General features: G+C 72.3%; 22 protein-coding genes and 3 pseudogenes. 17 read left to right on the top strand and 8 right to left on the bottom strand.

Annotation, left to right across the window (positions count from 1 at the left end; translation table 11 throughout):
• Nucleotides 1-73: 73 nt before the first annotated feature.
• Nucleotides 74-674: pseudogene (locus tag ACWC2T_RS20800) on the bottom strand (GNAT family N-acetyltransferase); the annotation flags it as partial.
• 242 nt (nucleotides 675-916) lie between these two features.
• Between ACWC2T_RS20800 and ACWC2T_RS20795 the strand changes: the two are divergent.
• Nucleotides 917-2,023 carry a PP2C family protein-serine/threonine phosphatase gene (locus ACWC2T_RS20795; RefSeq protein ID WP_450671813.1) on the top strand — a complete coding sequence of 369 codons (1,107 nt, stop codon included), beginning with the start codon at nucleotides 917-919 and terminating at the stop codon, nucleotides 2,021-2,023.
• Nucleotides 2,024-2,035: 12 nt separating this feature from the next.
• Here the strand turns inward: ACWC2T_RS20795 and ACWC2T_RS20790 are convergent.
• Nucleotides 2,036-2,325: pseudogene (locus tag ACWC2T_RS20790) on the bottom strand (Lrp/AsnC family transcriptional regulator).
• A 316-nt stretch (nucleotides 2,326-2,641) separates the two neighbouring features.
• Here ACWC2T_RS20790 and ACWC2T_RS20785 point away from each other — a divergent pair.
• Entirely contained in the window at nucleotides 2,642-3,109 is a 468-nt protein-coding gene (locus ACWC2T_RS20785; protein ID WP_450671812.1) for a hypothetical protein, read from the top strand.
• 4 nt (nucleotides 3,110-3,113) lie between these two features.
• Here the strand turns inward: ACWC2T_RS20785 and ACWC2T_RS20780 are convergent, their stop codons facing one another.
• Nucleotides 3,114-3,341: a hypothetical protein gene (locus ACWC2T_RS20780; RefSeq protein WP_450671811.1), complete on the bottom strand. Its 228-nt coding sequence runs from the start codon at nucleotides 3,339-3,341 to the stop codon at nucleotides 3,114-3,116.
• A 246-nt stretch (nucleotides 3,342-3,587) separates the two neighbouring features.
• Between ACWC2T_RS20780 and ACWC2T_RS20775 the strand changes: the two genes are divergently transcribed.
• Nucleotides 3,588-4,838: a serine hydrolase domain-containing protein gene (locus ACWC2T_RS20775; RefSeq protein ID WP_450671810.1), complete on the top strand. Its 1,251-nt coding sequence runs from the start codon at nucleotides 3,588-3,590 to the stop codon at nucleotides 4,836-4,838.
• Between the two features lie 141 nt (nucleotides 4,839-4,979).
• Here ACWC2T_RS20775 and ACWC2T_RS20770 read toward each other — a convergent pair whose 3' ends face one another.
• Nucleotides 4,980-6,536 carry a helix-turn-helix domain-containing protein gene (locus ACWC2T_RS20770; RefSeq protein ID WP_450671809.1) on the bottom strand — a complete coding sequence of 519 codons (1,557 nt, stop codon included), beginning with the start codon at nucleotides 6,534-6,536 and terminating at the stop codon, nucleotides 4,980-4,982.
• 303 nt (nucleotides 6,537-6,839) lie between these two features.
• Here ACWC2T_RS20770 and ACWC2T_RS20765 point away from each other — a divergent pair, with 303 nt between their 5' ends.
• The 3 genes from ACWC2T_RS20765 to ACWC2T_RS20755 all read left to right on the top strand — a co-directional run bounded on the left by ACWC2T_RS20765 (nucleotide 6,840) and on the right by ACWC2T_RS20755 (nucleotide 9,681).
• Nucleotides 6,840-7,460, top strand: a complete 621-nt coding sequence (locus ACWC2T_RS20765; RefSeq protein ID WP_450671808.1) for an L-threonylcarbamoyladenylate synthase — start codon at nucleotides 6,840-6,842, stop codon at nucleotides 7,458-7,460.
• A 115-nt stretch (nucleotides 7,461-7,575) separates the two neighbouring features.
• Entirely contained in the window at nucleotides 7,576-8,331 is a 756-nt protein-coding gene (locus ACWC2T_RS20760; RefSeq protein ID WP_450671807.1) for a dienelactone hydrolase family protein, read from the top strand.
• 150 nt (nucleotides 8,332-8,481) lie between these two features.
• A complete protein-coding gene (locus ACWC2T_RS20755; RefSeq protein ID WP_450671806.1) occupies nucleotides 8,482-9,681 on the top strand; it encodes a glycoside hydrolase family 64 protein in 1,200 nt (399 codons plus the stop codon).
• A 174-nt stretch (nucleotides 9,682-9,855) separates the two neighbouring features.
• Here ACWC2T_RS20755 and ACWC2T_RS20750 read toward each other — a convergent pair whose 3' ends face one another.
• On the bottom strand, nucleotides 9,856-10,143 hold the full coding sequence (locus tag ACWC2T_RS20750) for a DUF1905 domain-containing protein (RefSeq protein WP_450671805.1): 288 nt from the start codon (nucleotides 10,141-10,143) through the stop codon (nucleotides 9,856-9,858).
• Between the two features lie 92 nt (nucleotides 10,144-10,235).
• Between ACWC2T_RS20750 and ACWC2T_RS20745 the strand changes: the two genes are divergently transcribed.
• Together ACWC2T_RS20745 and ACWC2T_RS20740 are read left to right on the top strand one after the other, a co-directional pair.
• Entirely contained in the window at nucleotides 10,236-11,738 is a 1,503-nt protein-coding gene (locus ACWC2T_RS20745; protein WP_450671804.1) for a metallophosphoesterase family protein, read from the top strand.
• A 68-nt stretch (nucleotides 11,739-11,806) separates the two neighbouring features.
• Nucleotides 11,807-12,835: an LLM class flavin-dependent oxidoreductase gene (locus ACWC2T_RS20740; RefSeq protein WP_450671803.1), complete on the top strand. Its 1,029-nt coding sequence runs from the start codon at nucleotides 11,807-11,809 to the stop codon at nucleotides 12,833-12,835.
• A gap of 209 nt (nucleotides 12,836-13,044) precedes the next feature.
• Here the strand turns inward: ACWC2T_RS20740 and ACWC2T_RS20735 are convergent, their stop codons facing one another.
• A complete protein-coding gene (locus tag ACWC2T_RS20735) occupies nucleotides 13,045-14,040 on the bottom strand; it encodes a TauD/TfdA dioxygenase family protein (protein WP_450671802.1) in 996 nt (331 codons plus the stop codon).
• 56 nt (nucleotides 14,041-14,096) lie between these two features.
• On the bottom strand, nucleotides 14,097-15,659 hold the full coding sequence (locus ACWC2T_RS20730; protein WP_450671801.1) for a glycoside hydrolase family 32 protein: 1,563 nt from the start codon (nucleotides 15,657-15,659) through the stop codon (nucleotides 14,097-14,099).
• A gap of 152 nt (nucleotides 15,660-15,811) precedes the next feature.
• Between ACWC2T_RS20730 and ACWC2T_RS20725 the strand changes: the two genes are divergently transcribed.
• From ACWC2T_RS20725 to ACWC2T_RS20710, 4 genes are read left to right on the top strand one after another with little or no spacing between them, the layout of a single operon-like run.
• Nucleotides 15,812-17,221 (top strand): extracellular solute-binding protein, encoded by a 1,410-nt coding sequence (locus ACWC2T_RS20725; RefSeq protein WP_450671800.1) that lies wholly within the window; start codon nucleotides 15,812-15,814, stop codon nucleotides 17,219-17,221.
• Nucleotides 17,218-18,186: a carbohydrate ABC transporter permease gene (locus ACWC2T_RS20720; RefSeq protein WP_450671799.1), complete on the top strand. Its 969-nt coding sequence runs from the start codon at nucleotides 17,218-17,220 to the stop codon at nucleotides 18,184-18,186. The genes ACWC2T_RS20725 and ACWC2T_RS20720 overlap by 4 nt, the downstream gene beginning before the upstream one ends.
• A gap of 47 nt (nucleotides 18,187-18,233) precedes the next feature.
• A complete protein-coding gene (locus tag ACWC2T_RS20715) occupies nucleotides 18,234-19,073 on the top strand; it encodes a carbohydrate ABC transporter permease (RefSeq protein WP_450671899.1) in 840 nt (279 codons plus the stop codon).
• Entirely contained in the window at nucleotides 19,070-20,470 is a 1,401-nt protein-coding gene (locus tag ACWC2T_RS20710) for a glycoside hydrolase family 32 protein (RefSeq protein WP_450671798.1), read from the top strand. The genes ACWC2T_RS20715 and ACWC2T_RS20710 overlap by 4 nt, the downstream gene beginning before the upstream one ends.
• On the opposite strand, the gene ACWC2T_RS20705 is transcribed toward ACWC2T_RS20710, so the two are convergent.
• On the bottom strand, nucleotides 20,433-21,497 hold the full coding sequence (locus tag ACWC2T_RS20705; protein WP_450671898.1) for a LacI family DNA-binding transcriptional regulator: 1,065 nt from the start codon (nucleotides 21,495-21,497) through the stop codon (nucleotides 20,433-20,435). The two genes, ACWC2T_RS20710 and ACWC2T_RS20705, sit on opposite strands and share 38 nt — an antisense overlap.
• A 94-nt stretch (nucleotides 21,498-21,591) precedes the next feature.
• Here ACWC2T_RS20705 and ACWC2T_RS20700 point away from each other — a divergent pair, with 94 nt between their 5' ends.
• From ACWC2T_RS20700 to ACWC2T_RS20680, 5 genes and pseudogenes are all read left to right on the top strand, one after another.
• Complete coding sequence (locus tag ACWC2T_RS20700; RefSeq protein ID WP_450671797.1) at nucleotides 21,592-22,422, top strand: aldo/keto reductase; 831 nt, start codon at nucleotides 21,592-21,594, stop codon at nucleotides 22,420-22,422.
• Nucleotides 22,423-23,002: 580 nt separating this feature from the next.
• Complete coding sequence (locus tag ACWC2T_RS20695; RefSeq protein ID WP_450671796.1) at nucleotides 23,003-23,866, top strand: oxidoreductase; 864 nt, start codon at nucleotides 23,003-23,005, stop codon at nucleotides 23,864-23,866.
• 59 nt (nucleotides 23,867-23,925) lie between these two features.
• Entirely contained in the window at nucleotides 23,926-24,534 is a 609-nt protein-coding gene (locus tag ACWC2T_RS20690; RefSeq protein WP_450671795.1) for a DNA polymerase ligase N-terminal domain-containing protein, read from the top strand.
• A 6-nt stretch (nucleotides 24,535-24,540) separates the two neighbouring features.
• A pseudogene (gene ligD, locus ACWC2T_RS20685) lies at nucleotides 24,541-25,550 on the top strand (non-homologous end-joining DNA ligase).
• 106 nt (nucleotides 25,551-25,656) lie between these two features.
• Nucleotides 25,657-26,091: a cupin domain-containing protein gene (locus ACWC2T_RS20680; protein WP_450671794.1), complete on the top strand. Its 435-nt coding sequence runs from the start codon at nucleotides 25,657-25,659 to the stop codon at nucleotides 26,089-26,091.
• Nucleotides 26,092-26,101 lie beyond the last annotated feature (10 nt).

Genomic DNA, 26,101 nt, shown 5'->3' with positions numbered 1-26,101 from the left:
GTCTCACGGTCGATCACCACCGACACCGAGCATGTCATCCGGCACTGACAACGCGATCGGCCCAGAAGTTGATCCACTCCCGTACGACGGGAAAGCCGGCCCTGGTGACGTGTGCGGCCCGGTCCGGCCCGCCCTGTTCGAGGGCCCGGCGGGCGTGGGGGTCGAGGGTGACGGAGTGGATGCGGCGCAGCAGGCCGCGGAACACGGTGTCGTCCGGCTCGGCGGCGAAGACGAGGCGGCCGGGGCGCTCGGGCAGGCCCCGGTCCGGGGTCCAGCGGTACAGGAAGCGCTCCACCAGCGGCATGTAGCCGGCCGCGCGCGGCGACGGCCCGGAGGTCCACGGCGGTCCGCAGCCGGGGGCCGGTGCACCGGCCGGCGGGCAGGTCGAGTTCCAGTTCGGCGGTCTGCCAGGGCGCCGTCCGCAGGAGTTCGGCCCCGGCCTCCTCCTCGCCCTCGACCACGTCGAACCAGTTGATCAGGAACGGCTCGGTGTCCTCGGGGCGGCCCCACCAGGCGGCGCGGGCCACGGTGCGGCCGTCGCGTACGGCGATGTGCTGCCGCTCGGGGCGGAAGCGGGTGCTCCGGTGCTTGTCACGGAACGCCGGCGGGTCGGGCATGGTGTGGAAAAGGTGCGTGGTGCTCGCGTCGAGCGTGCGGATGACCGGCATGGTCATGCAAGTGCGGCGGTGGGGAGGCGCTCCCGGTCAGACGTGGCACACCCGGGTGACGGGGAGGCGGGAGCGCAGGATGACAGTGGCCAGGACGCTCGCCTCCTTCCGTCCGGCTCGGGCGTGCCGCACCCAGGCTGTGCGGGCCGCCGCCGGGGCGTCCACGGATTTCGCCGACCGGAGCCGGGACCAGGGCACCGGTGCCCTCGGGGGAGGCCCCCATGCGGAGGGCGGCGTAGCTTGGGGATGTGAGATCGGTGCGCGGCGGGTCGTCGCATCGGGACCTGGAGGATCGCGGCTGGTTGCGGGGCGCGCCGCCGCCGCGGTGGATACGGGTGCTGCCCGTGCTGCTGCTCGTGGCCCTCACCACGGCCACGGTGATCACTCCGGACGCGCGGGACGCCGGTTTCCTGCTGGGCGCGATTCCGCCGCTGGCGGTGCTGTCGTACGGTCCGCTGGCGACCGCGGTGCTCGGTGTCGGGGTGGTCGCGGTGCTGAACATCCCCGCCACCCATCTCAACCGCCCCGGCAACACCGATCTGCTCAGCATCGTGTTCGTGGCCGTGCTGAGTGTGTTCGTGTCCTATGTGCGCAGTCGCCGGGACGCCCAGCTGGACACGGAGCGGGCGATCGGCGAGGCCGTGCAGCGCGCCGTGATGCCGCCGCTGCCGGACCGGGTCGGGAGCGTGGGCTGCGCGGGCTTCTACCGGGCCGCGCAGGACGGGACGCTGGTGGGCGGGGACTTCTTCGACGTACGGGACGGGCCGTACGGTGTGCGTGCGGTGATGGGGGACGTGCAGGGGCACGGGCTGTCGGCGATGGCGACGGTGGTGTCGCTGTTGGGTGCGTTCCGGGAGGCGGTGCTGGACCAGCCGGACCTGGAGTCGGTCGCCGCGCGGATGGATCGCAGGCTGGCGATGGACTCGGCGGGCGTGCGCAACGCGGAGCTGTTCGCCACCGGGGTGCTGCTGGAGTTCTCCGCCGACGGGCGTGCCGTGCGGGTGGTGGCCTGCGGTCATCCGGCGCCCGTGCTGCTGCACGACAAGGATGCCCTGGAGGTGACGGTCGTGCCGGGGCCGCCGCTGGGGGTCGGGCTGGTCGGCGTCGACCCGCCCAAGGAGGTCACCGTGCCGCTCGGGCCGGGTGACCGGCTCTTCCTGGCCTCCGACGGGGTCTGGGAGGCGCGGGACGCCGACGACGTCTTCTATCCGCTGCCCGCACGGCTGGCCGCCCTGACCGGCACATCGCCCGCCGAGCTCCCCGGGGCGGTGTGGACGGACCTCGTACGGCGGGGCTACGAGGTCCGGGACGACGTCACCATGCTGGTGCTGGCCCCCGCACCACCGGCCGCCTGACCGCCCCGCCGGTCAGCCCACGTCCCACAGGAAGCGGTGGGTGTGGATGCCGAAGTACGGGAACGACTGGATCTCGCGGACGCCCTCCAGGGGCCGTACCACGTCGTTGACGAAGTCCAGCAGGGCCTTCGGGCCGGGGGCGACCACCTCGGCGAACAGATCGAGGAGTCCAGCAGGCGCTGCAGCCGCTGCCGGGCCGCCGAGGCGGGCAGGCCGAGCTTCGGACCGAGGTCTGCGTAGGCGATGCGGCCGTCGGTCTTCAGCTCGCGCACGATGGCCCGGTCGATCACGGACCACGGCAGCAGGTGGCCCTCGATGCCTGCCCGGACACCCGCCTCGAAGCGCTCGGAGAGCTTGGTCATCCGGGCGAACGCCTCGTCGGTGAGGACGGGGCACCGACGTCGCCGGGGCGGGCGGTGCCCGCGCTGAATCGATCGTGCCGCCCAGAGCCCGACCCCGTACGGGTGACGCGTCTCCCCTTCCCAACTGACGAACCCACAGCCGGAGTTCGAACGTCCCGGCAGAAACGCCAGGCCTCGCCACCCCTTCCGCCGCGTAGAAATATCTACGAGCATGCATATGCCGAGGGCAGGCGGACGAGGACACCCGGAGCGACGCATGACGAACACGATGTGGATGCGGGGCGTGGAGTGGCTGGCCGCCGCGGCGGCCGACCCGCGCTCCTGCAAGCGGGAGTGGGATCACGGCGAGGGCATCGCGCTGCTGGAGGCGGGCCGCTTCTGGGACGTGGTGAGCGTCCCCGAGCGGCTGGGCCTGCTCACGCTCGACCTGCTGTGGCGGCCCGGGATGCCCGTGCCGGGCCCGACGCTGGTCGACACGGCGGTGGGCCGGGTCGGGTTCTTCCTGCCGCCGGACCCCTCCGGGGGCTGGGTCGGAGCCGGTCTGCGGTACGCGGCCAAGGGGGCCTGGGTCGCCGTACCGCCGCCGTACCGGCCCGCGCGCTTCCTGGAGTGGCTCGTGCCGCCGGACGGCTCCGGCGCACTCCACTCGCCCGGCGTCCTGGAGGAGGCGCTGCGGCAGGCCAACGGCACCCTCGCCGTCCTCGCGCCGCTGTGCGGGCAGTGACGGTTCAGGCGTGTTCGGGCGCGGGCCGCGCCCCGGAGCCGGCCCCGGCGAGTGCGGTCGACGGCGCGTCGGGTTCCGCGGGCACGGTGCGCCCCTGCGCCCGCCACTCGGCGACGAGGCCGGCGTAGATCGGTTCCCGGGCCCGGTCCGCCCGCGCCGAGCGGCCCGTCCGGCGCAGGCGGTCCAGCCGCTCCAGCCGGTCCAGGCGGTACGCCGGATCCAAGCGGTTCATGCCGGGGCAACGCCCGTCGGCCGTCCCCGCTACGGCCGGCCCCGCAGGCTCACCGGGTCGGGTGAGGCCATCGCCCGAACGAGGCCTTCCGCCTGTCGGACAAACATCCCGCCGGCGGGCGGCGAGGGGGTGGCCGCCCGCTGCGCCCGGCGGGCAGGGCGGGCAGGGCGCTCCTATGCTGGGTGGGTCAGGGCTCCGACGTCCCGCTCAGCGCACGCCCGGCTCTCACGTGCTTGGAGTCAGCCCATGTCGCGTACGTCCGCACGCCTGCTGAGGGGGGCCGCGGTCGCCGTCGCGGTGGGGACACTGACGGCACCGGTGGCCGCGGGGCCCGGATGGGCGTCCCCGGCCTCCGCACCGGCCGCCCTCGCCGCCGGCTCACCCAGCCCGATTCCCCCGGGGGCGGCCGTCCGTGACCTCACCCCCGCAGTGGCACGCCAACTCGACGCGGCGGTGCGCAAGGTGATGCGCGAGGCGCAGCTCCCCGGTGTGACCGTCGGCATCTGGACGCCGGGACAGCCGAGTTACGTCCGCTCGTTCGGGGTCGCCGACAGGAGCACCGGCCGGCGGATGGCGCCGGACCTGTACCTGCGCATCGGCAGCGAGACCAAGACGTTCACCGTGACCGCGCTGCTGCAACTGGTGGACCGGAAGATGGTGGGCCTGGACGACCCGATCGGAAAGTACGTCGGCGGAGTTCCCGACGGGAACAGGATCACGCTGCGTCAGCTGGCCGGCATGCGCAGCGGACTGTTCAACTACTCCGAGGACCCCGGCTTCTACAAGGCGCTCACCTCGAACCCCCAACGGTCCTTCACGCCACATCAGTTGCTCGCCTACTCCTTCCGGCATCCGGTGCTGTTCCCGCCGGGGCAGAAGTTCTTCTACTCCAACACCAACCTGATCCTGCTCGGTCTGGTGGTGGAGAAGGAGAGCGGGCAGCACCTCGGTGACTACCTCAAGCAGCACGTCCTCGATCCGGCCGGCATGAAGCACACGCTCTTCCCGGCCGGCAACGAGTTCCCCACCCCGCACGCGCAGGGCTACACCCGGCAGACGGCGAACGGCGAGGAAGCCGACGCGGCCGACTGGAACCCCTCCTGGGGCTGGGCGGCAGGCGCGATGATCTCGGACCTCCAGGATCTGCGCGTCTGGGCGCCCACGGTCGCCACGGGGCGGTTCCCGGACGGGACGCGCATGGTCGGTGCCGCAACGCAGCAGCAGCGGCTGACCACACCGCAGACGGGCTCGATCAGGGGCGCCGGATACGGTCTGGGCATCTTCGACGTGCAGGGATGGATCGGCCACAACGGCTCCCTGCCGGGCTACGAGTCCCTGACGGTCTACCTGCCCTCGACGCGGACGACGCTCGTCGCCCTCCTCGACACCGACACCGGCTACCGGTCCCAGGAGCCCAGTACCGCGCTGGGCGAAGCGATCACGAAGATCATCTCCCCGGCTCACGTCTACAACCTGCCGGTCGCCCGTACCGGATGAGGCACCCGCTCGCCAGGCCCGAGCCGGAAGGCGGGGCCGCGACCGGTCCCCCGTTCCGGTCGTGCCCCGCCGACAGCCGAAGCTACGTGCGCTGCCGGACACGGGCCAGTGCACCGGTGCCCGGCAGGGCCCGCACGCGACTCACCGGTGCACAGACGCGTCCGGTTGGTCCGGGTTCGCCGTGCCGGAGCCGGGCACGCCGAGCTCGGGCACGGGCAGCTCACCGGTGACGAGTTGAGCGAGGACGACCTCGTACAGGTCGGTGCCGCCGGCCGTGAGCCGGCGTTCCAGGACCGGCTCGGCGGCCCGGACGTGCTCGCGCACGGTCTGGGCGTGTACGCCGACTGCCTGGGCGGCGCGTTCGGCGTGCGCGTCGGCGCGGGTCCAGGCGCGCAGGGTGCCGCGCAGATCCCGGCCGTCCTCGTCGAGGCGGCCGAGCAGCCCCTCCGCCCAGGTGCGCAGCGCACTCGTGGCGAGCAGCCCGGTGAGCCGGGTCCGGGTCGGCGGACCGGGTGCGCCGCCCGAGAGGTCGTACGGACCGTGTGCGGCTTCGGTGTTGACGGCAGCGTGCGCGAGGGCGCGTACGGGCAGCCGGGAGAGGTCGGCGCCGAGCAGTGCGGCGACCCGGTCCATCCGGGCGCGGACCGTGTTGCGGCTGACGCCGAGCACCTTGGCCGCGTTCACGGCGGTGAACTCCAGGCCCAGCCGGGTGGTGGCGAGCAGTTCGGCGCGCACATGGTGCGGCAGCCGGTCGAGCGGGCGCAGCACGGCGGCGGCCCAGGACCGCAGCGCCGCGGGGTCCATGAGCTGTGCGGGGCGGGTGCGGGCGGCGTAGACGGCGTACCGGTCGGTCCGGAAGCGGGCCATGGCGAGGGCGGTGACGGCCTGTCCGTAGGCGGTGGCGGTCAGGGCGAGACTCTGCCGGGGACTGCCGCCGAGGAACGTGCCCGGCCGGTCGCCGACGAGGGACCGCAGCCGCTCCCCCACCTCGGCGTACGGGCCGACGACGATGACGTGTTCGTCCACCGCCGGGCAGCGCACGACGAGCGCCCGTCCCTCGGTGGCGTCCAGGCACGCGTCGGCGAGCCGGTCGCGTTCCACGGCGGTGTCCTCGAGGACGAAGACACGGGCGCTGTCCTGCTCCAGCAGGCCCGGCCACAGCCCGGCGGCGACCCGGCGGGCGGAGACGGTGTCCTCCACCATGAGCAGTTGCAGGATCGCCAGCCGCAGATCGGCCGTGGCCCGCCGCAGCCGCCGCCCGGACTCGGCCGACTCCCGTTCTCTGAGCAGCAGTTCCAGTACGCCGACGGTGTGGCCGAGGATCTCGGTGGTGCGCCGGTCGAAGGGCTCCGGGCGGGCCACGGCCAGGACGGCGCCCGCCGCGGGGCGGGGCCCCGGATGCGGTATCCCGACCAGCCGGACATGCCGTACCCCGTCGTCGAGCGACGCGGCGGAGACCCGGCCGGCGGCGACGTCGGCGACCACGGCGGGGTCGAGCGGCAGCCGCTCACCGGCGAGCAGGCCACCGCGGTCGTCCTGGAGGCACACCGACGCGCCGACGGTCCGGGCGAGCCAGTCGACGAGCCGGCGCGGATCGCGCCCGGCGGGCCGCAGTTGGTCCAGCAGCTCCTGCGCCCAGGCGTCGTCCCCGCCGTACGGCTCCTGGAACGCCGGGCCCCCCTCCGGTCGGCCGGCCACGTGCCCCTCTCTTCGCCTCCGAGTTGACCTGGGCTTACGCACCCGCACGTTACCCGACGAGGCGGTGACCCCGCGCCGGACACCGCTCCGCCGGCGGCCCGGGGGGGTGGGCGGCCGGCGGAGACAATGGCGTCCGGGGCCAAGGGGGGGAGGCCTCGGACGGCTCACGGGTCGCATGCCCCGAATTCCGGGAAGTACGCACAGGACTTTCCGGCGGGCGGTCGAAGCCGTACCCGGGTCAAAGTCCCCCACACGGAACCGGCGGTGCACGCCCGTCGGCCGCTGACGGCATAAGCTCGGTGAATGGCGAAGTACTTCGACGTGCACCCCGACAATCCGCAGCCGCGCAGCATCGCCCAGATCGCCGACGCGGTGCGCTCGGAGGCGCTCATCGCATACCCGACCGACTCCTGTTACGCGCTGGGCTGCCGGCTGGGCAGCCGGGACGGCATGGACCGGATCCGCTCCATCCGCCGGCTGGACGACCGGCACCACTTCACCCTGATGTGCCGGGACTTCGCGCAGCTCGGCCAGTTCGTCCGGGTGGACAACGACGTCTTCCGGGCCGTGAAGGCGTCCACGCCCGGCAGCTACACCTTCATCCTGCCGGCCACCCGCGAGGTGCCGCGCAAGCTGCTGCACCCGAAGAAGAAGACCGTGGGCGTGCGCATCCCCGACCATGTGGTCACCCAGGCCCTGCTGGCGGAGCTGGGCGAGCCGCTGCTGTCCAGCACGCTGCTGCTGCCGGACGAGGAGGAGCCGCTGACGCAGGGTTGGGAGATCAAGGACCGGCTCGACCACGTGGTGGACGCGGTGGTCGACTCGGGCGAGTGCGGCACCGAGCCGACGACGGTCGTGGACTTCTCCGGCGGCGAGGCGGAGATCGTCCGGCGCGGCGCCGGGGACACCGGCCGTTTCGAGTGAGGGTGCGGCCCACCGGGTGCGGCGTCGCCGATCTTGCGTGACAGCATGGGTGGTAGTCCCGGCGCCAGAGGCAACCGCCGCCCGACGCCCGTTCCCCCAGGGAGGCCTCTCCACCATGACCGATGTCCAGGGAACCGACCTCGACATCCGGACCGAGGACGGCGTCGCCGACGCCTACCTCGTCCACCCCGCGGACGGACGTCCCCGTCCGGGCGTGCTGTTCTACATGGACGCCTACGGCCTGCGCCCGCACCTGAAGTCGATGGCCGACCGGCTGGCCGCCGCCGGCTACACGGTGCTGGTGCCCAATGTGACCTACCGCCTCGGCCGGGCCCCGGTCGTCGAGCTGCCCGAGTTCATCGACCCGGGCGCCGACCCGACCATCTGGGAGCGGCTCGGCCCGATCGTGTTCTCGCTGACCCAGGACCTGATCGAGCGGGACTCCGCCGCCTATCTGCGCTGGATGGCCGACAGCCCGCTGGTCGCCGACGGGCCGGTCGCGCTCACCGGCTACTGCATGGGCGCCCGGCTCGCCCTGTGGACGGCGGCGGCGCATCCGGACCGCGTGGCGGCCGCGGCCGGGTTCCACGGCACGGCACTCGCCACCGACGATCCGACCAGCCCGCACCTGGGTGCCCCGCGCATCACGGCGGAGCTGTACCTGGGACACGCCGACAACGACCCCTCGCTGCCCCCGGAGCAGATCGAGCGCTTCGAGAAGGCCCTGACCGAGGCCGGCGTCCGGCACACCTGCGAGGTCTACCCGGGCGCCCGGCACGGCTACACGCAGGCGGACACCACGGCGTACGACCGCGAGGCCGACGAGCGGCACTGGGCGGCCCTGCTGGCCCTGCTGGACCGTACCTTCTGACACCGGTTCACGGCGCCTGCCCATGGTGGGCGCCGTAAGTCACTCCGCTCGTCGCATTGACATGCACGCGTCTCGGTACGAGCCTGAGAGCGCTCTCAAACAGGTACGGACCAATATCCGTACGACCCCGACCCCACACGGAGGTGGAGAGTGCCGCACAGGCTCACACGCCCCGCACTGCCACTCGCGGCAGCCGCAGCCCTCGTCGGCGGAGTGCTCGCTTTCGGCGCGCCGGACCACGCCGGCGCCGCCGTACCGGACACCATTGCGCTGAAGCTGACCAACAACTCGGGCCGCTCCGAACCGGTCTACGTCTACGACCTCGGCACCCAGCTGTCCTCCGGGCAGCAGGGCTGGGCCGACGCGAACGGAGGCTTCCACGCCTGGCCGGCGGGCGGCAACCCGCCGACGCCCGCCCCGGACGCGTCGATCGCCGGCCCGGCCCCCGGACAGTCGAAGACCATCCGGATACCGAAGTTCTCCGGCCGGATCTACTTCTCCTACGGCCAGAAGCTCGACTTCCGGCTGACCACCGGCGGCCTGGTGCAGCCGGCCGTGCAGAACCCCTCCGACCCCAACCGGAACATCCTGTTCAACTGGTCCGAGTACACCCTCAACGACTCCGGACTGTGGCTCAACAGCACCCAGGTGGACATGTTCTCCGCGCCGTACGCGGTCGGCGTGCAGCGCTCCGACGGCAGCGTGATCACCACCGGGCACCTGAAGTCCGGTGGGTACAACGGCTTCTTCAACGCGCTGCGGAGCCGGTCGGGCGGCTGGTCCGGCCTGATCCAGACCCGCTCCGACGGCACGGTGCTGCGCGCCCTGTCACCGCTGTACGGCGTGGAGACCGGGGCCCTGCCGGCGAGTGTGATGGACGACTACGTCAACCGGGTCTGGCAGAAGTACACGACGTCGACGCTGACCGTCACACCGTTCGCCGACCAGCCGAACACCAAGTACTACGGCCGGGTCTCGGGCAACGTCATGAACTTCACCAACACCTCGGGTGCCGTGGTCACCAGCTTCCAGAAGCCCGACGCGGACAGCGTCTTCGGCTGCCACAAGCTGCTCGACGCACCCAACGACGACGTACGCGGCCCCATCTCCCGTACGCTGTGCGCCGGTTTCAACCGCTCGACCCTGCTGGTCGACCCGAACCAGCCGGACACCTCCACGGCCGACTTCTACCAGGACCCGGTCACGAACCAGTACGCGCGTGCGGTGCATGCGCAGATGGCCGACGGCAAGGCCTACGGCTTCGCCTTCGACGACGTCGGCAACCAGGAGTCGCTGGTGCACGACGGCAGCCCGCAGCAGGCGTATCTCACGCTGGATCCGCTGAGCTGACGCACGAGGTGACATGCGAGGGTCCCGCCCCCGGGCCGACTGCCGGGTTGCGGGACCGCCGGGCGCCGCTCAGCCGGTCGTCAGATGACCACCGGCACCGAGCAGCGGGCGCACCGGCCCGTCGCCCGGTCACCGTGACCGGTCGGGTCACGGTGACCGGGGCGCGCCAGGGGCTCACAGACGTACGGTCATCGCGACGGTCACCTCGTCACCGGGCGCGAGTCCCTCCGGCCGGCGCACGGCGCTCTTGAGCGGCAGCAGGTATCCGCCGTCCTTGGGGAACAGGGACGTGGTGAAGTCGGTGCCGCCGATTCTGGCCTCGACCGGGATCACTCCCCAGCCGTAACTGGCCAGCGCGGCCACGTCACGGATGTCGGCGCATTCCGCGTCCGGCACGGGGACGAAGTAGTACGGCGCCGGCCCCCGCCACTCCACGACCCGTCCGGTGAAGCCGAGTTCCATGTCTGCCTGCCCCTCTCCCCGAACGGCTTCACAGCGTACCTGCCGAGGCCCCGCCAACCTCCGTCCGCCGATGCGTTGTTACCGTGCACGGTGTGTCTGACTCCTCGCGCGATACCGCACAGGGCGCCGGCTGGGGCTCGGCCGAGCCCGGCGTCTACAAGCAGCTGATGCCGGACCATGTCGAGAAGCTGTCGTGGCTGAATCCACGCACTCTGTGGGCTGCCCGCAACGGCGTGCTGGCGTCCTGGTTCGGCGACCCGACGGGTCGTACCCGCAGCCGCTGGGTGGCACGCCGGCAGGCGGTCGGGGCGCCCTCCGACAAGGTGATCGAGCGGGCGGACGGCGACCGGTTCTCCTTCATGGTCATCGGGGACACCGGGGAGGGAGACGACCCCCAGTACGCCGTCGTGCCAGGCTTCCTGAAGGCGAGTCAGGGAACAGACTTCGCGGTGATCACGAGTGACGTGATCTATCCGGTCGGCAGCACCGACGACTACGACAGCAAGTTCTTCCGGCCCTACCAGGACTATCCCGCCCCGATATACGCGATACCGGGCAACCACGACTGGTACGAGGATCTCGGCGCCTTCATGCGCGTCTTCTGCGACGACACCCCGCCGCTCGACCCCGAGCCCCGGCCGCGCCCGCTCGGCCGCGCCTGGTGGCGGTCCCTGCTGTGGCACCGGCCCCGGCCCGCCGACGAGCAACGGCTCGCTGCCGCCCGCAGGTTGCGCTCCGCACCCGGTCAGCAGGCCGTGCAGCCGGGACCGTACTGGGCGATCGACGCGGGTCCGCTGCGGATCGTCGGCATCGACACCGGTCTGCTCGGCACGATCGACGCCGAACAGGGTGCCTGGCTGCGCGAGGTCTCCCGGGGACCGCGGCCGAAGATCCTCCTCACCGGGTCACCGCTGTACGTCGACGGCGAGCACCACCCGTGCGCGATCGAGGGCGGGGGCACGGTGGACGACATCGTCCGGGATCCGGAGCACCACTATGTGGCCTCGATCGGCGGCGACATCCACAACTACCAGCGCTACCCGGTCGACGTGGACGGCCGCACCATCCAGTACGTGGTCGCGGGCGGCGGCGGCGCGTTCATGCACGCCACGCACACCATTCCGCGAATCTCGGTCGCGGGTGTCACCGAGCGCGACTTCCGCTGCTATCCGCTGCGCGGCGACTCCCTGGCCTTCTACAGCCGTCTGTACGGCCACCGGCTCCGGCTGCGCCGCTTCTTCACCCTGACCGAGGCGGAGGCGATGGCGGTCGTCGCCGAGCGCCTCGGCATCGAGCCGGGCCGCAAGCCCGCCCCCGACGCCCGGATCACCCGGCGCACCCGTCTGGTCGCGAGCCTCCTCGGCACCGGTGGCCGCCCGGACCGTACGTCCCGGTTCCGGCTGCCCGTGCGCAGGGCCTACACCCAGTTGTTCTCACCCAGCTCGGCCACCTACAGCCCGCCGTTCTTCAAGTGCTTCCTGCGGCTGGACGTCGCTCCGGAGGCGGTCCGGCTGCGCTGCTTCGCCGCGACCGGCAACCGGGCGCAGGAAATCGACCCGCCGGTCGAGGACGAGGTCGTCATCCCGCTGAAGTGATCACACGGTTGTCACACTCGCCTGCCAGAATCGAAGGGCGACGCGACGTACGACCGCTGGAGGAGCCCGTGCCGACCACTCCCCGCCCGCTGCGCAAGCTGGGCTTCCTCACCATCGGCCTGTTCGACCCGGCGGCCCCGGGCCGGGGCCACGAGTCCACGCTGGAGATCATCGAACTGGGCGAGCGGCTCGGCTTCGACAGCGCCTGGCTGCGCCACCGCCATCTGCAGCACGGCATCTCCTCCCCGGTCGCCGTCCTCGCCGCCGCCTCCCAGCGCACCCGCCGCATCGAACTGGGCACCGCGGTGACCCCGCTGGGCTGGGAGAACCCCCTGCGCCTCGCCGAGGACCTGGCGACGGTGGACATCCTGTCCGGGGGCCGGCTGAACCCGGGCGTGAGCGTGGGCCCGCCGATGCACTTCGAGCAGATCAAGGACGCCCTGTACCCGGACACGGCCGACACGGAGGACTTCTCCTACGAGCGGGTGCGGCGGCTGCTGGACCTGGTGCGGGGCAAGCCTGCGAGCGACTTCAGCGGGGTCGAGGGTTTCGAGGTGTTCTCGGACGTGGTCCAGCCGCATTCCCCCGGGCTGGGACGGCGGCTGTGGTACGGCGGCGGCAGCCTCGGCTCGGCGCGCTGGGCGGGCGAGCACGGCATGAACTTCCTGACCAGCAGCGTGGTCAAGGCGGAACAGCCCGACGGGCCCTGGGACTTCGCCGGGATCCAGCTGTCCCTCATCAAGGAGTTCCGCGCTCATCACCCGGACGGCGAGGCGGCCCGGGTCTCGCAGGGGCTGGTCGTGATACCGACCGACTCCGCGAGCCCGGAGCAGCGCGCCAAGTACGAGGCGTACGCGGCCAAGCGGCTGCCCCGCACGGCCTCACCGCAGGGGCCGGGCCGGTTGCTGTTCGCTGCGGACCTGGTCGGCACCTCGGCGGAAATCGCCGACCGGCTGCGCGCGCACGCCGCGTTCCGGGAGGTGGACGAGGTCGCCTTCGCGCTGCCCTTCACCTTCGAACACGAGGACTACGTACAGATCCTGACGGACATGGCGACGAGGCTGGGGCCGGCCCTGGGCTGGCAGCCGACGCGCTGAGGCGAGCGCCTCGGTCCGGGGGTCGGGGAGACGAACGCCGTCCGGTGCCGGCCGTCTCAACCCGCCCCGCTTGCCGACGGGCCGTCGGCTGACGCTTTCTCGGCTGACGGCCGCCGGCCTGACCGCTTGACAGCGTTGGCCTCACGGCTGACGGCTGACGGCTGACGGCTCCGGGTTCCACCCCAAAGGCCCGCCGCCCCGAGCCTGTTTCACCAGCGGCCCGGCTCCGGGCCCACCACCGCCTCCGACCGCCTGCCGTCCACCCCCACCGGCACGTCCCCCGCGAGCATCACCCGGTGCATGATCCGGGAGTGGCCCAGGTGGGCGTGGTCGCTGGGGGCGAGGTGGATGGTGGCCCGGTTGTCCCAGAAGGCGACGCTGCCCGGCTCCCAGCGGAAGCGGACGGTGTACTCGGGGCGGACCGCCTGCTCCACCAGCATCTCCAGGATCGCCGTGCTCTCCGGACGGGAGAGTCCGACGATCTCCTCCACGTAGTAGCCGTTGACGAACAGCACCCGCTCCCCCGTCTCCGGGTGCACCCGCACCAGGGGGTGCTCGGAGACGACCTGGTGGTCCAGGAGGTGACGGACGTAGGCGTCGTCTCCGGGCCGGGGCTGGTAGCCCACGCCGAGTCGGTGCTCGGCGCGCAGTCCGTCCACGAAGGCCCGGACCGGCGCCGACAGACCGGCGTAGGCGGCGGCCAGGTTGGCCCAGGTGGTGTCACCGCCGTAGGGCGGGACGGCATCGGCGCGCAGGACGGTCGCGGCCGGCGGGTCGACACGGGTCCCGTAGTCGCAGTGCCAGCCGCGCAGCAGGGTGCGCCGGCGGCGGTGCAGCCACTCGTCGCGCTCCATGCCGTAGCGTACGCCCAGTTCCAGCCGGTCGGCCGTCGTCTCGACCTCCGGGAAGTCCGGCGGCGAGTGCGGACCGCGGCGCGGCAGCACGACCGGTTCACCGAAGCGGCGGGCGAAGGCGACGTGCCCGGCGTGGTCCAGGTTCTGCCCGCGGAAGAAGACCACCTTCCAGCGGAGCACGGCCTGCCGGATCAGGGCCACCACGGCGCCGTCCAGCGGCCCGGCGAGGTCGACCCCGGTGATCTCGGCGCCGATGTGCCCGGCGGCCGGCCTCACCTCCACGCCTGGCACCCTCACCTCCACGCCTTCGCCCCGCTCCGCCTGCTCCGCGGTGGCCCTGTGCGTCGTCATGCGCGCTCCCGTCCTCGTCCGAACCGGCTCCACCCAAGATCGTGGCACCCCGGACCTCACACGGCGAACTCCCGGACGACCGTGTTCCGGAACACCGCCGTACCGCCGGCCGTGAAGAGGGCCAGCCGGTCGTCCACCAGGTACGGGAACACCTCGCTGGAGTGCACGTACCGGCCGTCGTCGACGAACATCTCGACGGAGGTGCGGTCCACCAGGATGCGCAGCTTCACCCGGCCGGCGCCCGGGTCGAAGGGCGTGCGGCTCTCCTGCCGGTTGCCGCTGGTGTCGGGGTTCACGGTGCCGCGCCGGTTGAGGAACGCGTAGTCGCTCCAGACGCCGGCGTCGATGTGCCGCCCGCCGTCGGGTGAGCGGCGCAACTGGACGCCCGCTCCACTGAGTTGGGACCAGGTGATCTCGGTTGTCAGCTCGTAGGAGACGCCCCGGTGATCGAGGAGCCGGGTGCCGTCGACGGTCAGGTCGCCGAGGTTCACCGTGCGGGAGACATAGGAGTCGAGCGCGGCGACCGGCGCGGAGGCGAGGTGGTAACCGCCCGATGCGGACTTCTTCAGCGTGATCTCGCGGACGACGGAGTCCGTGCCGTTGAAGCCGTCCGCGTCGATCGTGGGTGTGGTCTGTGCGTACGCCCAGTTGTTGAGCCAGCCGAGGGCGTACCGCGCCGTCGGGTCCGGTTGCCCGTCCGTCCCCCGTTTCTCGAAGGTGACCGCCGCGTACCAGTCCCAGCCGTGGTCGAGCCACTGCGGGTCGGCGGAGTCGGGGGTGAACGAACTGCCGTCGAAGGAGCCGGTCCAGTACGCGTACGTGTTGGGCTGCCCGGACCTCGTGCCGTCCGCGCTCGCCCCCAGGACCCACTTCGCCGTGCCGTCGTCGGCGGTGATCCGGAACAGGTCGGGGCACTCGAGCACACCGACGCCATCTTTGAGGTAACTGCCTGCGGAGGTCCAGGATTTGAGGTCGGTGGAGTGGTAGAAACCGATCCTGTCACGTTCGGCGAGGGCCATCACCCAGCGGTCGTGGTCGTCGTCGCGGATCACCTTCGGGTCGCGGAAGTCGGCGCCCGCACCCGGACTGGCCAGTACGGGGTCGGTGCCGTAGTTGGTGAAGGTGCGGCCGCCGTCCGTCGAGTAGTACAGGAACTGCTCCTGGTGGTCGGTGCCCCCGCCGGGTGACATGGTGACGACGGCGATCACCGCGCCCGCGCCGAATCCGGCCGTGTTGTCGCTGTCGACCACCGCCGAGCCCGACCAGACGTCGCCGTTGACGGTGGTGTCCTTGGGGACGGCGATCCCCCGGTCGGTGAAGGAGACCAGGTCGGTGCTGGTGGCCAGGCGCCAGGCGGTGCCCACCTCGCCCCCGGCGAGGTAGTCGGCGTTGTAGAGGTAGTAGTAGTGGTACTCGCCGTTGATCCAGACCGGCCGCTGGGGGTCGTTCTTCCACTGGCCGGGCACCGTGAAGTGGTAGTCCGCCCGGTAACTCAGGCACCCCGGCGCCGACTTGGGACGCGGCCGCGGCCCGGCCCCGGCGGGTGTCGCGGGCAGCAGTGCCGCGCCGGCTCCGGCGGCGGTCGCGGCGAAGAGGGCTCTTCTGGTCGGGCCGCGCATCACGCATCGGTCCTCTCGTGACGACTCATGGCACCAGGACTGTGGGACCTAACTCGTTAAAGGTCAAGTGTTCCCGCACCTTGACAGGGGCGTAACACGTTTCTCATCATCTGGGGCATCTCACGTTGACTAACACGAGTTAGGCACCCTGGATGACCGACTCGCACCTCTCCCGCCGCGCACTGCTGCGGTACGGCGCCTACGGCGCGGGGGCCGCGGCCCTCGCCGGTACCGCCGCGAGCTGGGACCGACTCACCGGAGCGGACATTCCGGGCCGCAACGACGGCTCGCTGGTCGTCGCGACCCTGGGCTCCGCGTTCTCCCCGGACGGAATCCGCGCGCTGGTCGCGGGCTTCCGCAGGCTGCACCCCGACATCAAGGTCCGTATCAACGCGGTACAGGCCGTGGACTGGCCGGACTTCTTCGCCAAGATCCTCACGCAGATCGCCGCCGGCACCGCGCCCGACCTGGTCTACGTGGCCACCGAGGGGGTGCAGTTGTTCGCCCGGCACCTGGGCGTGCCGCTGGACCGCTGGGTGAAGCGGGACGCAGCGGAACTGAAGGAGTACTTCGCCGACGTCCATCCCTCGCTGGTGGAGTCGATGATGTACGAGGGCAGCCTGTACCAGCTGCCGATCGAGTTCAACGCGGCCGACATGTACCTCAACTCACGGGTGCTGCAACGGGCGGGCGCGGACCTCCCGGCGGACGGCTGGACGCGGGACGACTTCACCGCCCTGCTGCGCCGGATGAAGAAGGCCAACGACTCCCATTTCACGCCGTACTTCTGGACCAACCGGCTGTGGGGCGGGGTGGTGCCCTGGCTGTTCGCGAACGGCACCAACCTGCTCGCCGAGTCCAGGGCGCCCGGCGGCCGCTGGCTCTGGGACGCCTTCTATCCGGCGGCGCAGCGGCAGGGGCGCGGGGGCGGCTTCCGCTGGACGACCCCGCAGGCGACCAACGCCCGGGCCGAGGAGGTGTACGACTATCTCGCCGCCCTGATCCAGGAGGGGCTGTGCACCCGGCCCGAGGGCGGCAACGGCCAGAACCTCATCGGCGTGTTCTCCACCGGCCGGGTCGGGGTGACGCCCGCCGGCGGTTTCTGGGCGGGCGGTCTGCATCTGGCCGGCATGCGCGACGACGCCTTCGACGTCACGTACTTCCCGCGCTGGCGCACCCAGCGGCACCAGTTCGGCGCGGCGGGCTACGCGCTGCTGCGCACGTCCAAGAAGCAGGACGCGGCCTGGGAGTTCATCAAGTACTCGGCCCGGCTGGACACCCTGACCGAGCTGTTCTCGACCAACCAGACCACCCCGGCCCGCCGTTCGATGCTGACGGCAGCCCGCTATCGGCAGACCGGCCCGGCGCACTGGCGGGTCTTCTACGACACCCTCGACAAGTTCCCCGACACCGGTCCCATTCCGGCCCCGCCGCAGGTCGCCGAGGTGACCCAGGTGCTGCTGAAGCACACCGGGACGGCCCTGGCGAGCCCGCGCTCGGTCGGGCCCGCGCTGCGGCGGATGCAGGGCGATCTGGAGAAGGCCATGGAGCGTGACGTATGACCGACACGACGGACACGACGGGCCCCCGGATCGCCACCGCCCCGGCCCGGGCCGCGACCTCGCACACGGCGGCCGTGCGGCGTTCGGCGCGCGAGCGGGGCACACGGCTGCTGGCGGCGCTGTTCCTGGCCCCGACCGTCGTCGGGATCGTGGTCTTCACGGTCGTACCGATCATCGGCTCGGTCGTGTTGAGCCTCTTCCACTGGAACGTGATCGACTCGCCGGGTTTCGCCGGGACGGCCAACTATCGCGAGGTGTTCACCGATTCGACCGTGTTGGTGTCCTTCCGCAACACGCTCGTCTTCATGGTGCTCGCGGTCGCCGCGCAGTTGCTGATCGCTCTTTCGCTCGCACTCACGCTGAACGGCCGCATGCCCGCCTGGCTGCGCTCGGTCTTCCGCTCGGCGTTCTTCTTCCCGCTCGTGCTGTCGGCCGCGTCCATTTCCGTCGTGATGAAGTACCTGTTCAACCAGGACTTCGGAGTGGTCAACTGGCTGATCGGACTGTTCGGGATCGCTCCCGTGCCCTGGCTGACCTCCGAGCACGGCGCGATGGCCACGGTGATCATCGTGTACGTCTGGCAACAGTTCGGTTTCTCGTTCCTGCTGTTCGTGGGCGGTCTGAACAACATCCCCAAGGAGATCCACGAGGCGGCCGCCCTGGACGGCGCGACGGGCCTGCGCAAGCACCTCGCCATCACCCTCCCGCTGCTCTCCCCCACCCTGCTGGTGGCCTCGGTGGTCGGCATCATCAACGCCCTGCAGGTCTTCGAGCAGCCGTATGTCCTCACCGACGGCGGGCCCGGCGACTCCACCCGCACGGTGGTGATGGTCATCTACGAGAAGGCCTTCGAGCAGCTGCGGTTCGGCGAGGCGTCCGCGGTGGGCGTGCTGCTGTTCGTGCTGATCATGGCGGTGACCGCCGTCCAGTTCCGGCTCAGCCGGCGTTTCGTCCACTACCAGTGAGCCGGGTGATCCCCTTGAGCCAAGCTACCCTGACGAGCCGGGCAAACCTGTCCCTCGACCGCGCCCGGTACGCGCTCGGGCCGTGGGCGCGGATCGCCGGGCTGACCGTGTGCGCCCCGCTCACGCTCGGTCCGGTCGTGTGGACCGTCTCCACCTCGCTGCGCACTCCGGCGGACTCGTTCAGTCTGCCCCCGCAGATCGTTCCGGCCCATCCGAGCACGGCCGCCTATCGCGGTGTCTTCGACCAGATCGACGTGTGGCTGCTGGCGCTCAACTCGACCCTCGTGACCGCTTTGATCGCGGTCGGCCAGATGATCACCGCGGGTCTCGCCGGTTACGCGTTCGCCCGGCTCGACTTCCGCTTCAGGAAGCCGCTGTTCGGTCTGGTCCTGGCGACCATGATGGTCCCCCTCCAGGTCACGATCGTCCCGGTGTTCCTGGTGCTCAAGTCGATGGGTCTGACCGACACGCTCCTAGGTCTGATCATTCCGGCGTTCCCGACCGCGTTCGGCACCTTCCTCATGCGCCAGTACTTCCTGGGCATGCCCAAGGACCTCGGCGAGGCGGCGATGCTGGACGGCGCCGGTCCCTGGCGGATCTTCCGGTCGGTGTACGCGCCGCTCGCGCGGCCGGGCCTGGCGATCGTCGGCGTGCTCGCCTTCAACTACCACTGGAACGAGTTCTTCCGCCCGCTGATCCTGGAGACCTCCGGCCAGAACTACACCCTCCCGCTGGGCCTGGTCTCCCTGCAGGGCAATCTCGGCACCGGCTCCATCTCCGTCGTCCTCGCCGGTGTCGTGCTCTCGATGATCCCCGCCGTCGCCGTGTTCGTCGTCGGCCAGCGCCCTCTGCGCGAGGGCATCACCTCGGCAGGAGTCAACCGTTGAGCCTCGCAGGACCCGCCCCGGACCCGATCGCCCCCCGCTTCCGGGTCCGCCCGCCCGCGGGCTGGATCAACGACCCCAACGGACCTTTCCGTTGGCGAGGCCGCCATCACCTCTTCTACCAGCACAACCCGGTCGCGCCGGTGCACGCGAACGTTCACTGGGGGCATGTCTCCAGCCCCGACCTGGTGGGCTGGGAGCACCATCCGATCGCCCTGACCCCGACCCCGGGCGGCCCGGACCAGGCGGGCTGCTGGTCGGGCTGTGTGGTGGACGACGGCGGCGTCCCCACGGCCGTGTACACGGGCGTCGGCCGCACCCACACCGGTCTCGGCACCATCTGCCTGGCCCGCGCGGCAGACCCCGCGGACGACCGGCTCCTCGAATGGCACCCGCTGCCCGAACCCGTGGTCACGGCGCCGCCGGCCGGGCTGGACGTGGTGATGTTCCGCGACCCGTTCCTGTTCCGGCACTCCGGGCGGCGCTGGGCGCTGGTCGGCGCGGGCCACGCGGACGGCACCCCGTCGGTCCTGCTGTACGACTGCGAGGAGCTGACCGCGTGGCGGTTCGCCGGCGTCCTGCTGGACGGCCACGACCCGGTCGCCGCCGGTGCGTTCGGTGACAAGGCGGTCGGCTGGGAGTGCCCGCAGCTGTTCGGGACGAGCGGCGAGGCGCACGTGCTGGTGGTGTCCCTGTGGGACGGTGCTCCCTGTTCGACCGCGTACCTGACGGGCCGTCTGGAGGCGGACGGGAACGGCGGACTGCGGTTCACCACCCGCACCGCCGACCGGCTCGATCACGGCAGGGACTTCTACGCCCCCGCCGTCCGCCAGGACGACGACCGGGCCCTGATGTGGGGCTGGTCGTGGGAGGCTCGCCAGACACCCGAGGTGCTCGCGGCGGGCTGGGCGGGCACGCTCACCGCGCCGCGGGTGGTCGATGTCCGTCCGGACGGCTCGCTGCGGGTGACACCGGCACCGGAGCTGGAACTCCTGCGCGCGCCCGAGCCGTTCGCGACCGCGCCGGGCCGGGTGCCGCTCCCGGTGTCGTACGACCTCACGGTCACCGCGCACGGTCCCACGGCCGTCACCCTGCTGCGGGCGGCGGACCGGGTACTCACGGTCCGGCTGGACCCGGCGGCGGGCACCGTCGTCCTGGACCGCGGCGGCTGGCCCCGCAAGGGAGCCGAGGGATCGGCTCCGGTCACGGTGCGCGTCCCGCGCGGCCCGGCCCTCGGCGTCCGCGTCCTCGTGGACGGCTCGCTGCTGGAACTCTTCGTCGGGGAACGGGCGACGGTGACCGAGCGGGTCTATCGCCGACCGGACGACGTCGCCGAGCTGGAGGTCGCCGGGGACGCCGAGGTCAGCGCGTGGGAGCAGGTCCCACCGAGGCGCGGCTGACCACCGGGCAGGCCAGCCGCCGTACGGTGGCGGGCGGGGTGCGGCCGGTGTCGATGGCGTCCAGCAGCAGCCGGGCCGCCGCCTCGCCCATCGCCCGGTGCGGCAGCGCGACCGTGGTCAGGGCCGGGGTGAGGTAGGCGGCCATGTGTTCCTGGTCGTCGTAGCCGACCACCGACAACCCGCCGGGTACGGCGATCCCGAGCCGGGTCGCGGCATGCAGCACGCCTGCCGCGACCCGGTCGTTGTAGCAGAAGATCCCGGTGGGCCGGCGGTGCGGTCCGACGCCGTCGAGCAGCCGGGTCGCGCCCTCGTGGCCGCCGGTGATCTCGCCCCCGGTGCGCACGACCCACTCCTTGGGCACGGTGACGCCCTCGGCGCGCAGCGCGTCCCGGAAGCCGCGCAGCCGCTCCACGGAGGCGATGTCGTCCTGCCCGCCGACCACGGCGAGCCGGTGGTGCCCGGCCTCCAGCAGCAGCCGCGCGGCCGTGCGCCCGCCGGCCCGCTCGGCCGGGATGACGGCGGGCAGCGAGTCGTCCTCGGGCAGACAGTTGGCGAGCACCGAGTGGGTGCGGTGCAGGCCCTCGGGGACCCGGACCCGGCGCAGGGACATGGCCGCGTAGATGATGCCGTCGACGCGCCGGTCGAGGAGTTCGGCGACGGCCGCGTCCTCCTTGGCCGGGTCGCCGCCGGAGTCCATGGTGAGCACGAGGTGGTCGCTGTCCCAGGCGGTCTCCATGGCTCCGCGCAGCAGCCGCCCGGCGAACGGGGAGGAGGCGATCTCGTCGGTGACCAGCCCGATCACGGCCGTACGGCGGCGGCGCAGGCCGCGGGCGACCGGGTCGGGGCGGTAGCCGAGCTGGGCGGCGGCCTGCCGGATGCGCTCCTGGGTGGCGGGCGAGAGGTTGCCCTCGGCGCGGCCGTTGAAGACGAAGGACACGGCGGTGTGCGAGACGCCGGCGAGCCGCGCGACATCCCGTGAGGTCGGCCGCCCGCCGACCGTGCCGATGCTGTCCGCGCCGCCGCCCATGCCGTCCGCTGCCCTCTCCCCACCCGTCCGGTTGATCACTGCTCACCCTATCCGTGAGGCTGGGGGGACGACACTGTCGAGGGAAGGTCCCATCGTGAACGGCATTCCGGCGCACACGCTCAACGACGGTACGACGATCCCCGCCATCGGCCTCGGCACCTGGCCGCTGGACGACCCGGCGGCCGAGCGGGCCGTACGCTCCGCGCTCGGCCTGGGCTACCGGCTGGTGGACACCGCGTCGAACTACGGCAACGAGACCGGTGTCGGGCGGGGCATAGCGGGCAGCGGCGTGCCACGCGAGGAGGTGGTCGTGACCACCAAGCTGCCCGGCCGCCACCACGGCTACGAGGAGACCCTCGCCTCCTTCGAGGAGTCCCGGCGGCGGCTCGGCCTGGAGTACGTGGACCTGTACCTGATCCACTGGCCCAACCCCCGGGTCGGAAAGTACGCCGACTCCTGGAAGGCGATGATCAAGCTGCGCGAGGACGGGCTGGTCCGCTCGATCGGCGTCTCGAACTTCACCCCGGAGCACGTCACGCGGCTGGAGAAGGAGACCGGCGTGCTGCCCTCGGTGAACCAGATCGAACTGCACCCGCTGTTCCCGCAGGAGGAGCTGCGCGCCTTCCACGCGGACAAGGGCATCGTCACCGAGAGCTGGAGCCCGCTGGGCCGGGGCAGCCGGCTGCTGGACGATCCCGCGGTGACCGAGGTCGCCGCGGCGCACGGGGTGACCCCGGCGCAGGTGCTGCTGCGCTGGCACCTCCAGATCGGCGCGCTGCCCATCCCGAAATCGGCCGACCCCGGGCGGCAGCGGGCCAACCTGGACCTCTTCGGCTTCGAGCTGGACTCCGGCGAGCTGGCGGCGATCGGCCACCGCTCTCCGCGCCGGCTCGGCGGGGATCCGGAGCGGCACGAGGAGTTCTGAACCGGGCGGGGTCTGCTGCTCCTCGATCCGTTCCTGCGCGCCGCCCGGCCGGGCCTGCTCGCCCGGGGCCGCGGCGAGGCGGCCGAGGATGTCCAGCAGTTCGGCGCTGCGGCTGCTGGGCTCGGCCTGGAAGACGAGCCGGGCCGGTCCTGGGCGGGGCCGACGAGGTGGGCGGTGGCGTCGGCGTCGAGCCGCAGCACGCCGGCGACGGCCTGAAGGACCTGCACGCACGGGTTGCGGTCACGTCCCTGCTCCAGCCGCAGGTAGGAGTCGGAGCCGATGCCGGCGGGCATCGCGACCTCCTCGCGGCGCAGCCCCGGCACCCGGCGGGCCCGCCGCCCGGGAGCCCCACCTCCTCGGGCCGTACCAGCGCCCGGCGGGTGTGCAGGAACCGGCCGAGCACGCTCGTTCGGTCCATGGCCCCACCGTACGGCGGCCCGGCCGGCGGAGACTGGCACTGTCACTCCCAGGATCGACGGGGTACTGCAACGGCGGGCGCGAGGGGCGCAGGGTGGAGTGCGTGGCCACCGGCGGGTCCGGTGGCCCGGACATGGACGAGCATCATCGGAAGAGGTACGACATGACTGCACAGCTCGGCGGCACCCTCACCCCGGCCGACGGCCTGGCCCTGACCCGCGTCGGCTACGGTGCCATGCAGCTGGCCGGGCCGCATGTCTTCGGCCCGCCGAAGGACCGGGACCGGGCGGTGGCGGTGCTCCGCGCCGTGGTGGAGGCGGGCATCACGCACATCGACACCGCCGACTTCTACGGACCCGTGGTCGTCAACGAGCTCATCCGGGAAGCCTTGCACCCCTACCCCGAGGACCTGCACATCGTCACCAAGGTCGGCGCCCGCCGGGGAGCCGACGGCAGCTGGATGCTGTCCCGGCACCCGGAGGACCTGAAGGCGCAGGTGTACGACAACCTGCGCAGCCTCGGTGTGGAGTCGCTGGATGTCGTCAATCTGCGGGTGGGCGACGTGGAAACCCCGAACGAGGACTCCCTGACCGAGCAGTTCGGCGCGCTGGCCGAGCTGCGGGAACGGGGGCTGATCCGGCACCTGGGGCTGAGCACGGTGACCGCGGCGCAGCTGGACGAGGCGCTGGCGATCGCGCCCGTGGTGACCGTGCAGAACCTGTACAACCTGGCCAACCGGCAGGACGACGCGCTGGTGGAGCGCACGGCCGCCGGGAACATCGCCTTCGTGCCGTACTTCCCGCTCGGCGGATTCACCCCGCGGCAGTCCGACGCACTGGCGAAGGTCGCCGCCCGGCTGGAGGCGTCGCCGCAGCAGGTGGCGCTGGCCTGGCTGCTGCGCCGGTCGCCGAACATCGCGCTGATCCCCGGCACCTCCTCGCCGGAGCACCTGCGGGAGAACATCGCCGCCGCGTCCCTGGTGCTGCCGGACGACGCGGTCGCCGAGCTGGACGGCATCGCGGGCTGAACAGCCCGGTGCGGGGTACTCGTGGGACCGTCGAGACGGGCGCAGGGAAGGAGCCGCAGGTGGCAGCGGAGGACCGGCTGCGGACGTACCGCGGCAAGCGCGACTTCGAGCGGACCCGCGAGCCGTCGGGGCAGGGGCCCCGGGACGGGGGCGAGGAGCCCCGCTTCGTGGTGCAGATCCACGACGCGAGCCGGATGCACTTCGACTTCCGGCTCCAGGTCGACGACGTCCTGAAGTCGTGGTCGATCCCGAAGGGTCCGTCCACGGATCCGGGCGACAAGCGGATGGCCGTGCCCACCGAGGACCATCCGCTGGAGTACGAGGAGTTCGAGGGCGTGATCCCGAAGGGCGAGTACGGCGGCGGGACCGTGATCGTCTGGGACAACGGCACGTACGAGCCGCTGAGCCACGACCGCAGGGGGCGCCCGGTGGACTTCGCTCAGGCGCTGGAGCGCGGGCACGCCACCTTCCGGCTGCACGGCAGCAAACTGCGCGGCGAGTACGCCCTGACGCGCTTCCGCGGGGAGCAGGGTGAGCAGGAGGCCTGGCTGCTGGTGCGCAAGGGGTCGGCGCGGTCGGCCGGCCACGGCACCCCGGATCCCCGCCGGGCCCGCTCGGTGCGCACCGGACGCACCCTCGCGCAGGTCGCGGCCGACGGCGAGGAGTGAGGGGCGGTGCCGGGGCTGCTGGACGCGCTGCCGGCCGACCTGCGGGAGCTGCTGCGCCCGGCCGGGCCGGGCGCGGAGCTCGCCGCAGCCCCGATGCCGGCCACGCTCAGCGACCGGCGGGACTTCGGCGAGGGCTGGCTGTTCGAGCGGAAGCTGGACGGCGTCCGGCTGCTGGCGGTGCGCGAGGGCGACTCGTTGCGGCTGCTCTCGCGCACGGGCCAGCGGCTGAACGACACCTACCCCGAGATCGTGGACGCCCTCGCGGCGCAGGAGTGCACCGACTTCACGGTGGACGGCGAGGTCGTCGCGTTCAGCGGCGGCCGTACCGACTTCGCGCGGCTGCAACGGCGGCTGGGGCTGACCCGGCGCCGGGACATCGAGGCCTCCGGGTCGCGGTGACGTACTACCTCTTCGACCTGCTGCGCCTGGAGGGCGCCGACACCCGTCAACTCCCTTTGCGCGTCCGTAAGTCGCTACTGCGGCGGGCGCTGTCCTTTCGTGCCCCGCTGCGGCTGACCCCGCATCGCAACGCGGGTGGCGCCGAGTTGCTCGCCGAGGCCTGCGGCCGGGGCTGGGAGGGGCTCATCGCCAAGCGGGCCGACGGGCCGTACCGGACGCGCCGGTCCCCGGACTGGCTGAAGCTCAAGTGCGCACAGGGCCAGGAGTTCGTGATCGGCGGCTTCACCGAACCGGCGGGCAGCCGCGTCGGACTGGGAGCGCTGCTGCTCGGCCACTACGACGGTGACCGGCTGCGGTACGCCGGGAAGGTCGGCACCGGCTTCGACCGGCGCACCCTGCTGGATCTGCGCGAGCGGCTGGACGGGCTGCGCCGGGACACCTCGCCCTTCACCGGCGCCGTGCGCGAGGCCGGGGCCCGCTGGGTGGAGCCGAAGCTGGTGGCGCAGATCGGCTTCACCGAGTGGACCCGGGACGGGATGCTGCGGCACCCCCGCTACCTGGGACTGCGCGAGGACAAACGGCCGCGGGACGTGGTGCGCGAACACGCGGCGGCGTGACACCCGCGCCCACGTACGCATACGGATCACCGGGTTCCGCCCCGAACTCCCCTGCGGTGCCTCTATGTTCACGGCGACACCCCGTTCGCCTGTCGAAAGGCCCCGCATGCGTACCGCGCTTCGTGCCGCCGTCACCGGCGCGCTGACCGTCGCCACCGTTCTGGCGTGTGGCACCGCACAGGCGACCCCGCCGGGGCCGGGTGTGACGGCCCGGATCATCACCCGGACCACGGTCGGCGGCACCGACTACACCCTGCGGGAGATCACCATCCCGCCCGGCCAGAGCACCGGCTGGCACTACCACGACGGCCCGCTGTACGGCGTGGTGAAGCAGGGCACGCTCAGCCACTTCGACTCCGCCTGTGCCGCGGACGGCGTGTACCGCACGGGCGCGACGATCCAGGAACCGGCCGGTGCGGACCACGTCCACATCGGGCGGAACCTCGGCAACACCCCGCTCGTGCTCGATGTGCTGTACGTGCTGCCGCACGGCGCCCCGTTCTCGGAGGACGCGCCGAACCCGGGCTGCCCGTTCCAGTGACCGGTCGCCG

It is taken from the genome of Streptomyces sp. NPDC001393 (assembly GCF_053597455.1).
The sequence above is the reverse complement of the archived record's forward strand: the minus strand, read 5'-3'. Positions and strand labels throughout refer to the sequence as shown.

What these genes read in the sequence shown, in the direction of transcription:
- ACWC2T_RS20785 (WP_450671812.1), top strand. Translation starts at nt 2,642, where the DNA reads ATGACGAACACGATGTGGATGCGGGGCGTGGAGTGGCTGGCCGCCGCG.
- ACWC2T_RS20780 (WP_450671811.1), bottom strand. Translation starts at nt 3,341, where the DNA reads ATGAACCGCTTGGATCCGGCGTACCGCCTGGACCGGCTGGAGCGGCTG.
- ACWC2T_RS20775 (WP_450671810.1), top strand. Translation starts at nt 3,588, where the DNA reads ATGTCGCGTACGTCCGCACGCCTGCTGAGGGGGGCCGCGGTCGCCGTC.
- ACWC2T_RS20765 (WP_450671808.1), top strand. Translation starts at nt 6,840, where the DNA reads ATGGCGAAGTACTTCGACGTGCACCCCGACAATCCGCAGCCGCGCAGC.
- ACWC2T_RS20760 (WP_450671807.1), top strand. Translation starts at nt 7,576, where the DNA reads ATGACCGATGTCCAGGGAACCGACCTCGACATCCGGACCGAGGACGGC.
- ACWC2T_RS20750 (WP_450671805.1), bottom strand. Translation starts at nt 10,143, where the DNA reads ATGGAACTCGGCTTCACCGGACGGGTCGTGGAGTGGCGGGGGCCGGCG.
- ACWC2T_RS20735 (WP_450671802.1), bottom strand. Translation starts at nt 14,040, where the DNA reads ATGACGACGCACAGGGCCACCGCGGAGCAGGCGGAGCGGGGCGAAGGC.
- ACWC2T_RS20730 (WP_450671801.1), bottom strand. Translation starts at nt 15,659, where the DNA reads ATGCGCGGCCCGACCAGAAGAGCCCTCTTCGCCGCGACCGCCGCCGGA.
- ACWC2T_RS20725 (WP_450671800.1), top strand. Translation starts at nt 15,812, where the DNA reads ATGACCGACTCGCACCTCTCCCGCCGCGCACTGCTGCGGTACGGCGCC.
- ACWC2T_RS20720 (WP_450671799.1), top strand. Translation starts at nt 17,218, where the DNA reads ATGACCGACACGACGGACACGACGGGCCCCCGGATCGCCACCGCCCCG.
- ACWC2T_RS20705 (WP_450671898.1), bottom strand. Translation starts at nt 21,497, where the DNA reads ATGGGCGGCGGCGCGGACAGCATCGGCACGGTCGGCGGGCGGCCGACC.
- ACWC2T_RS20695 (WP_450671796.1), top strand. Translation starts at nt 23,003, where the DNA reads ATGACTGCACAGCTCGGCGGCACCCTCACCCCGGCCGACGGCCTGGCC.
- ACWC2T_RS20680 (WP_450671794.1), top strand. Translation starts at nt 25,657, where the DNA reads ATGCGTACCGCGCTTCGTGCCGCCGTCACCGGCGCGCTGACCGTCGCC.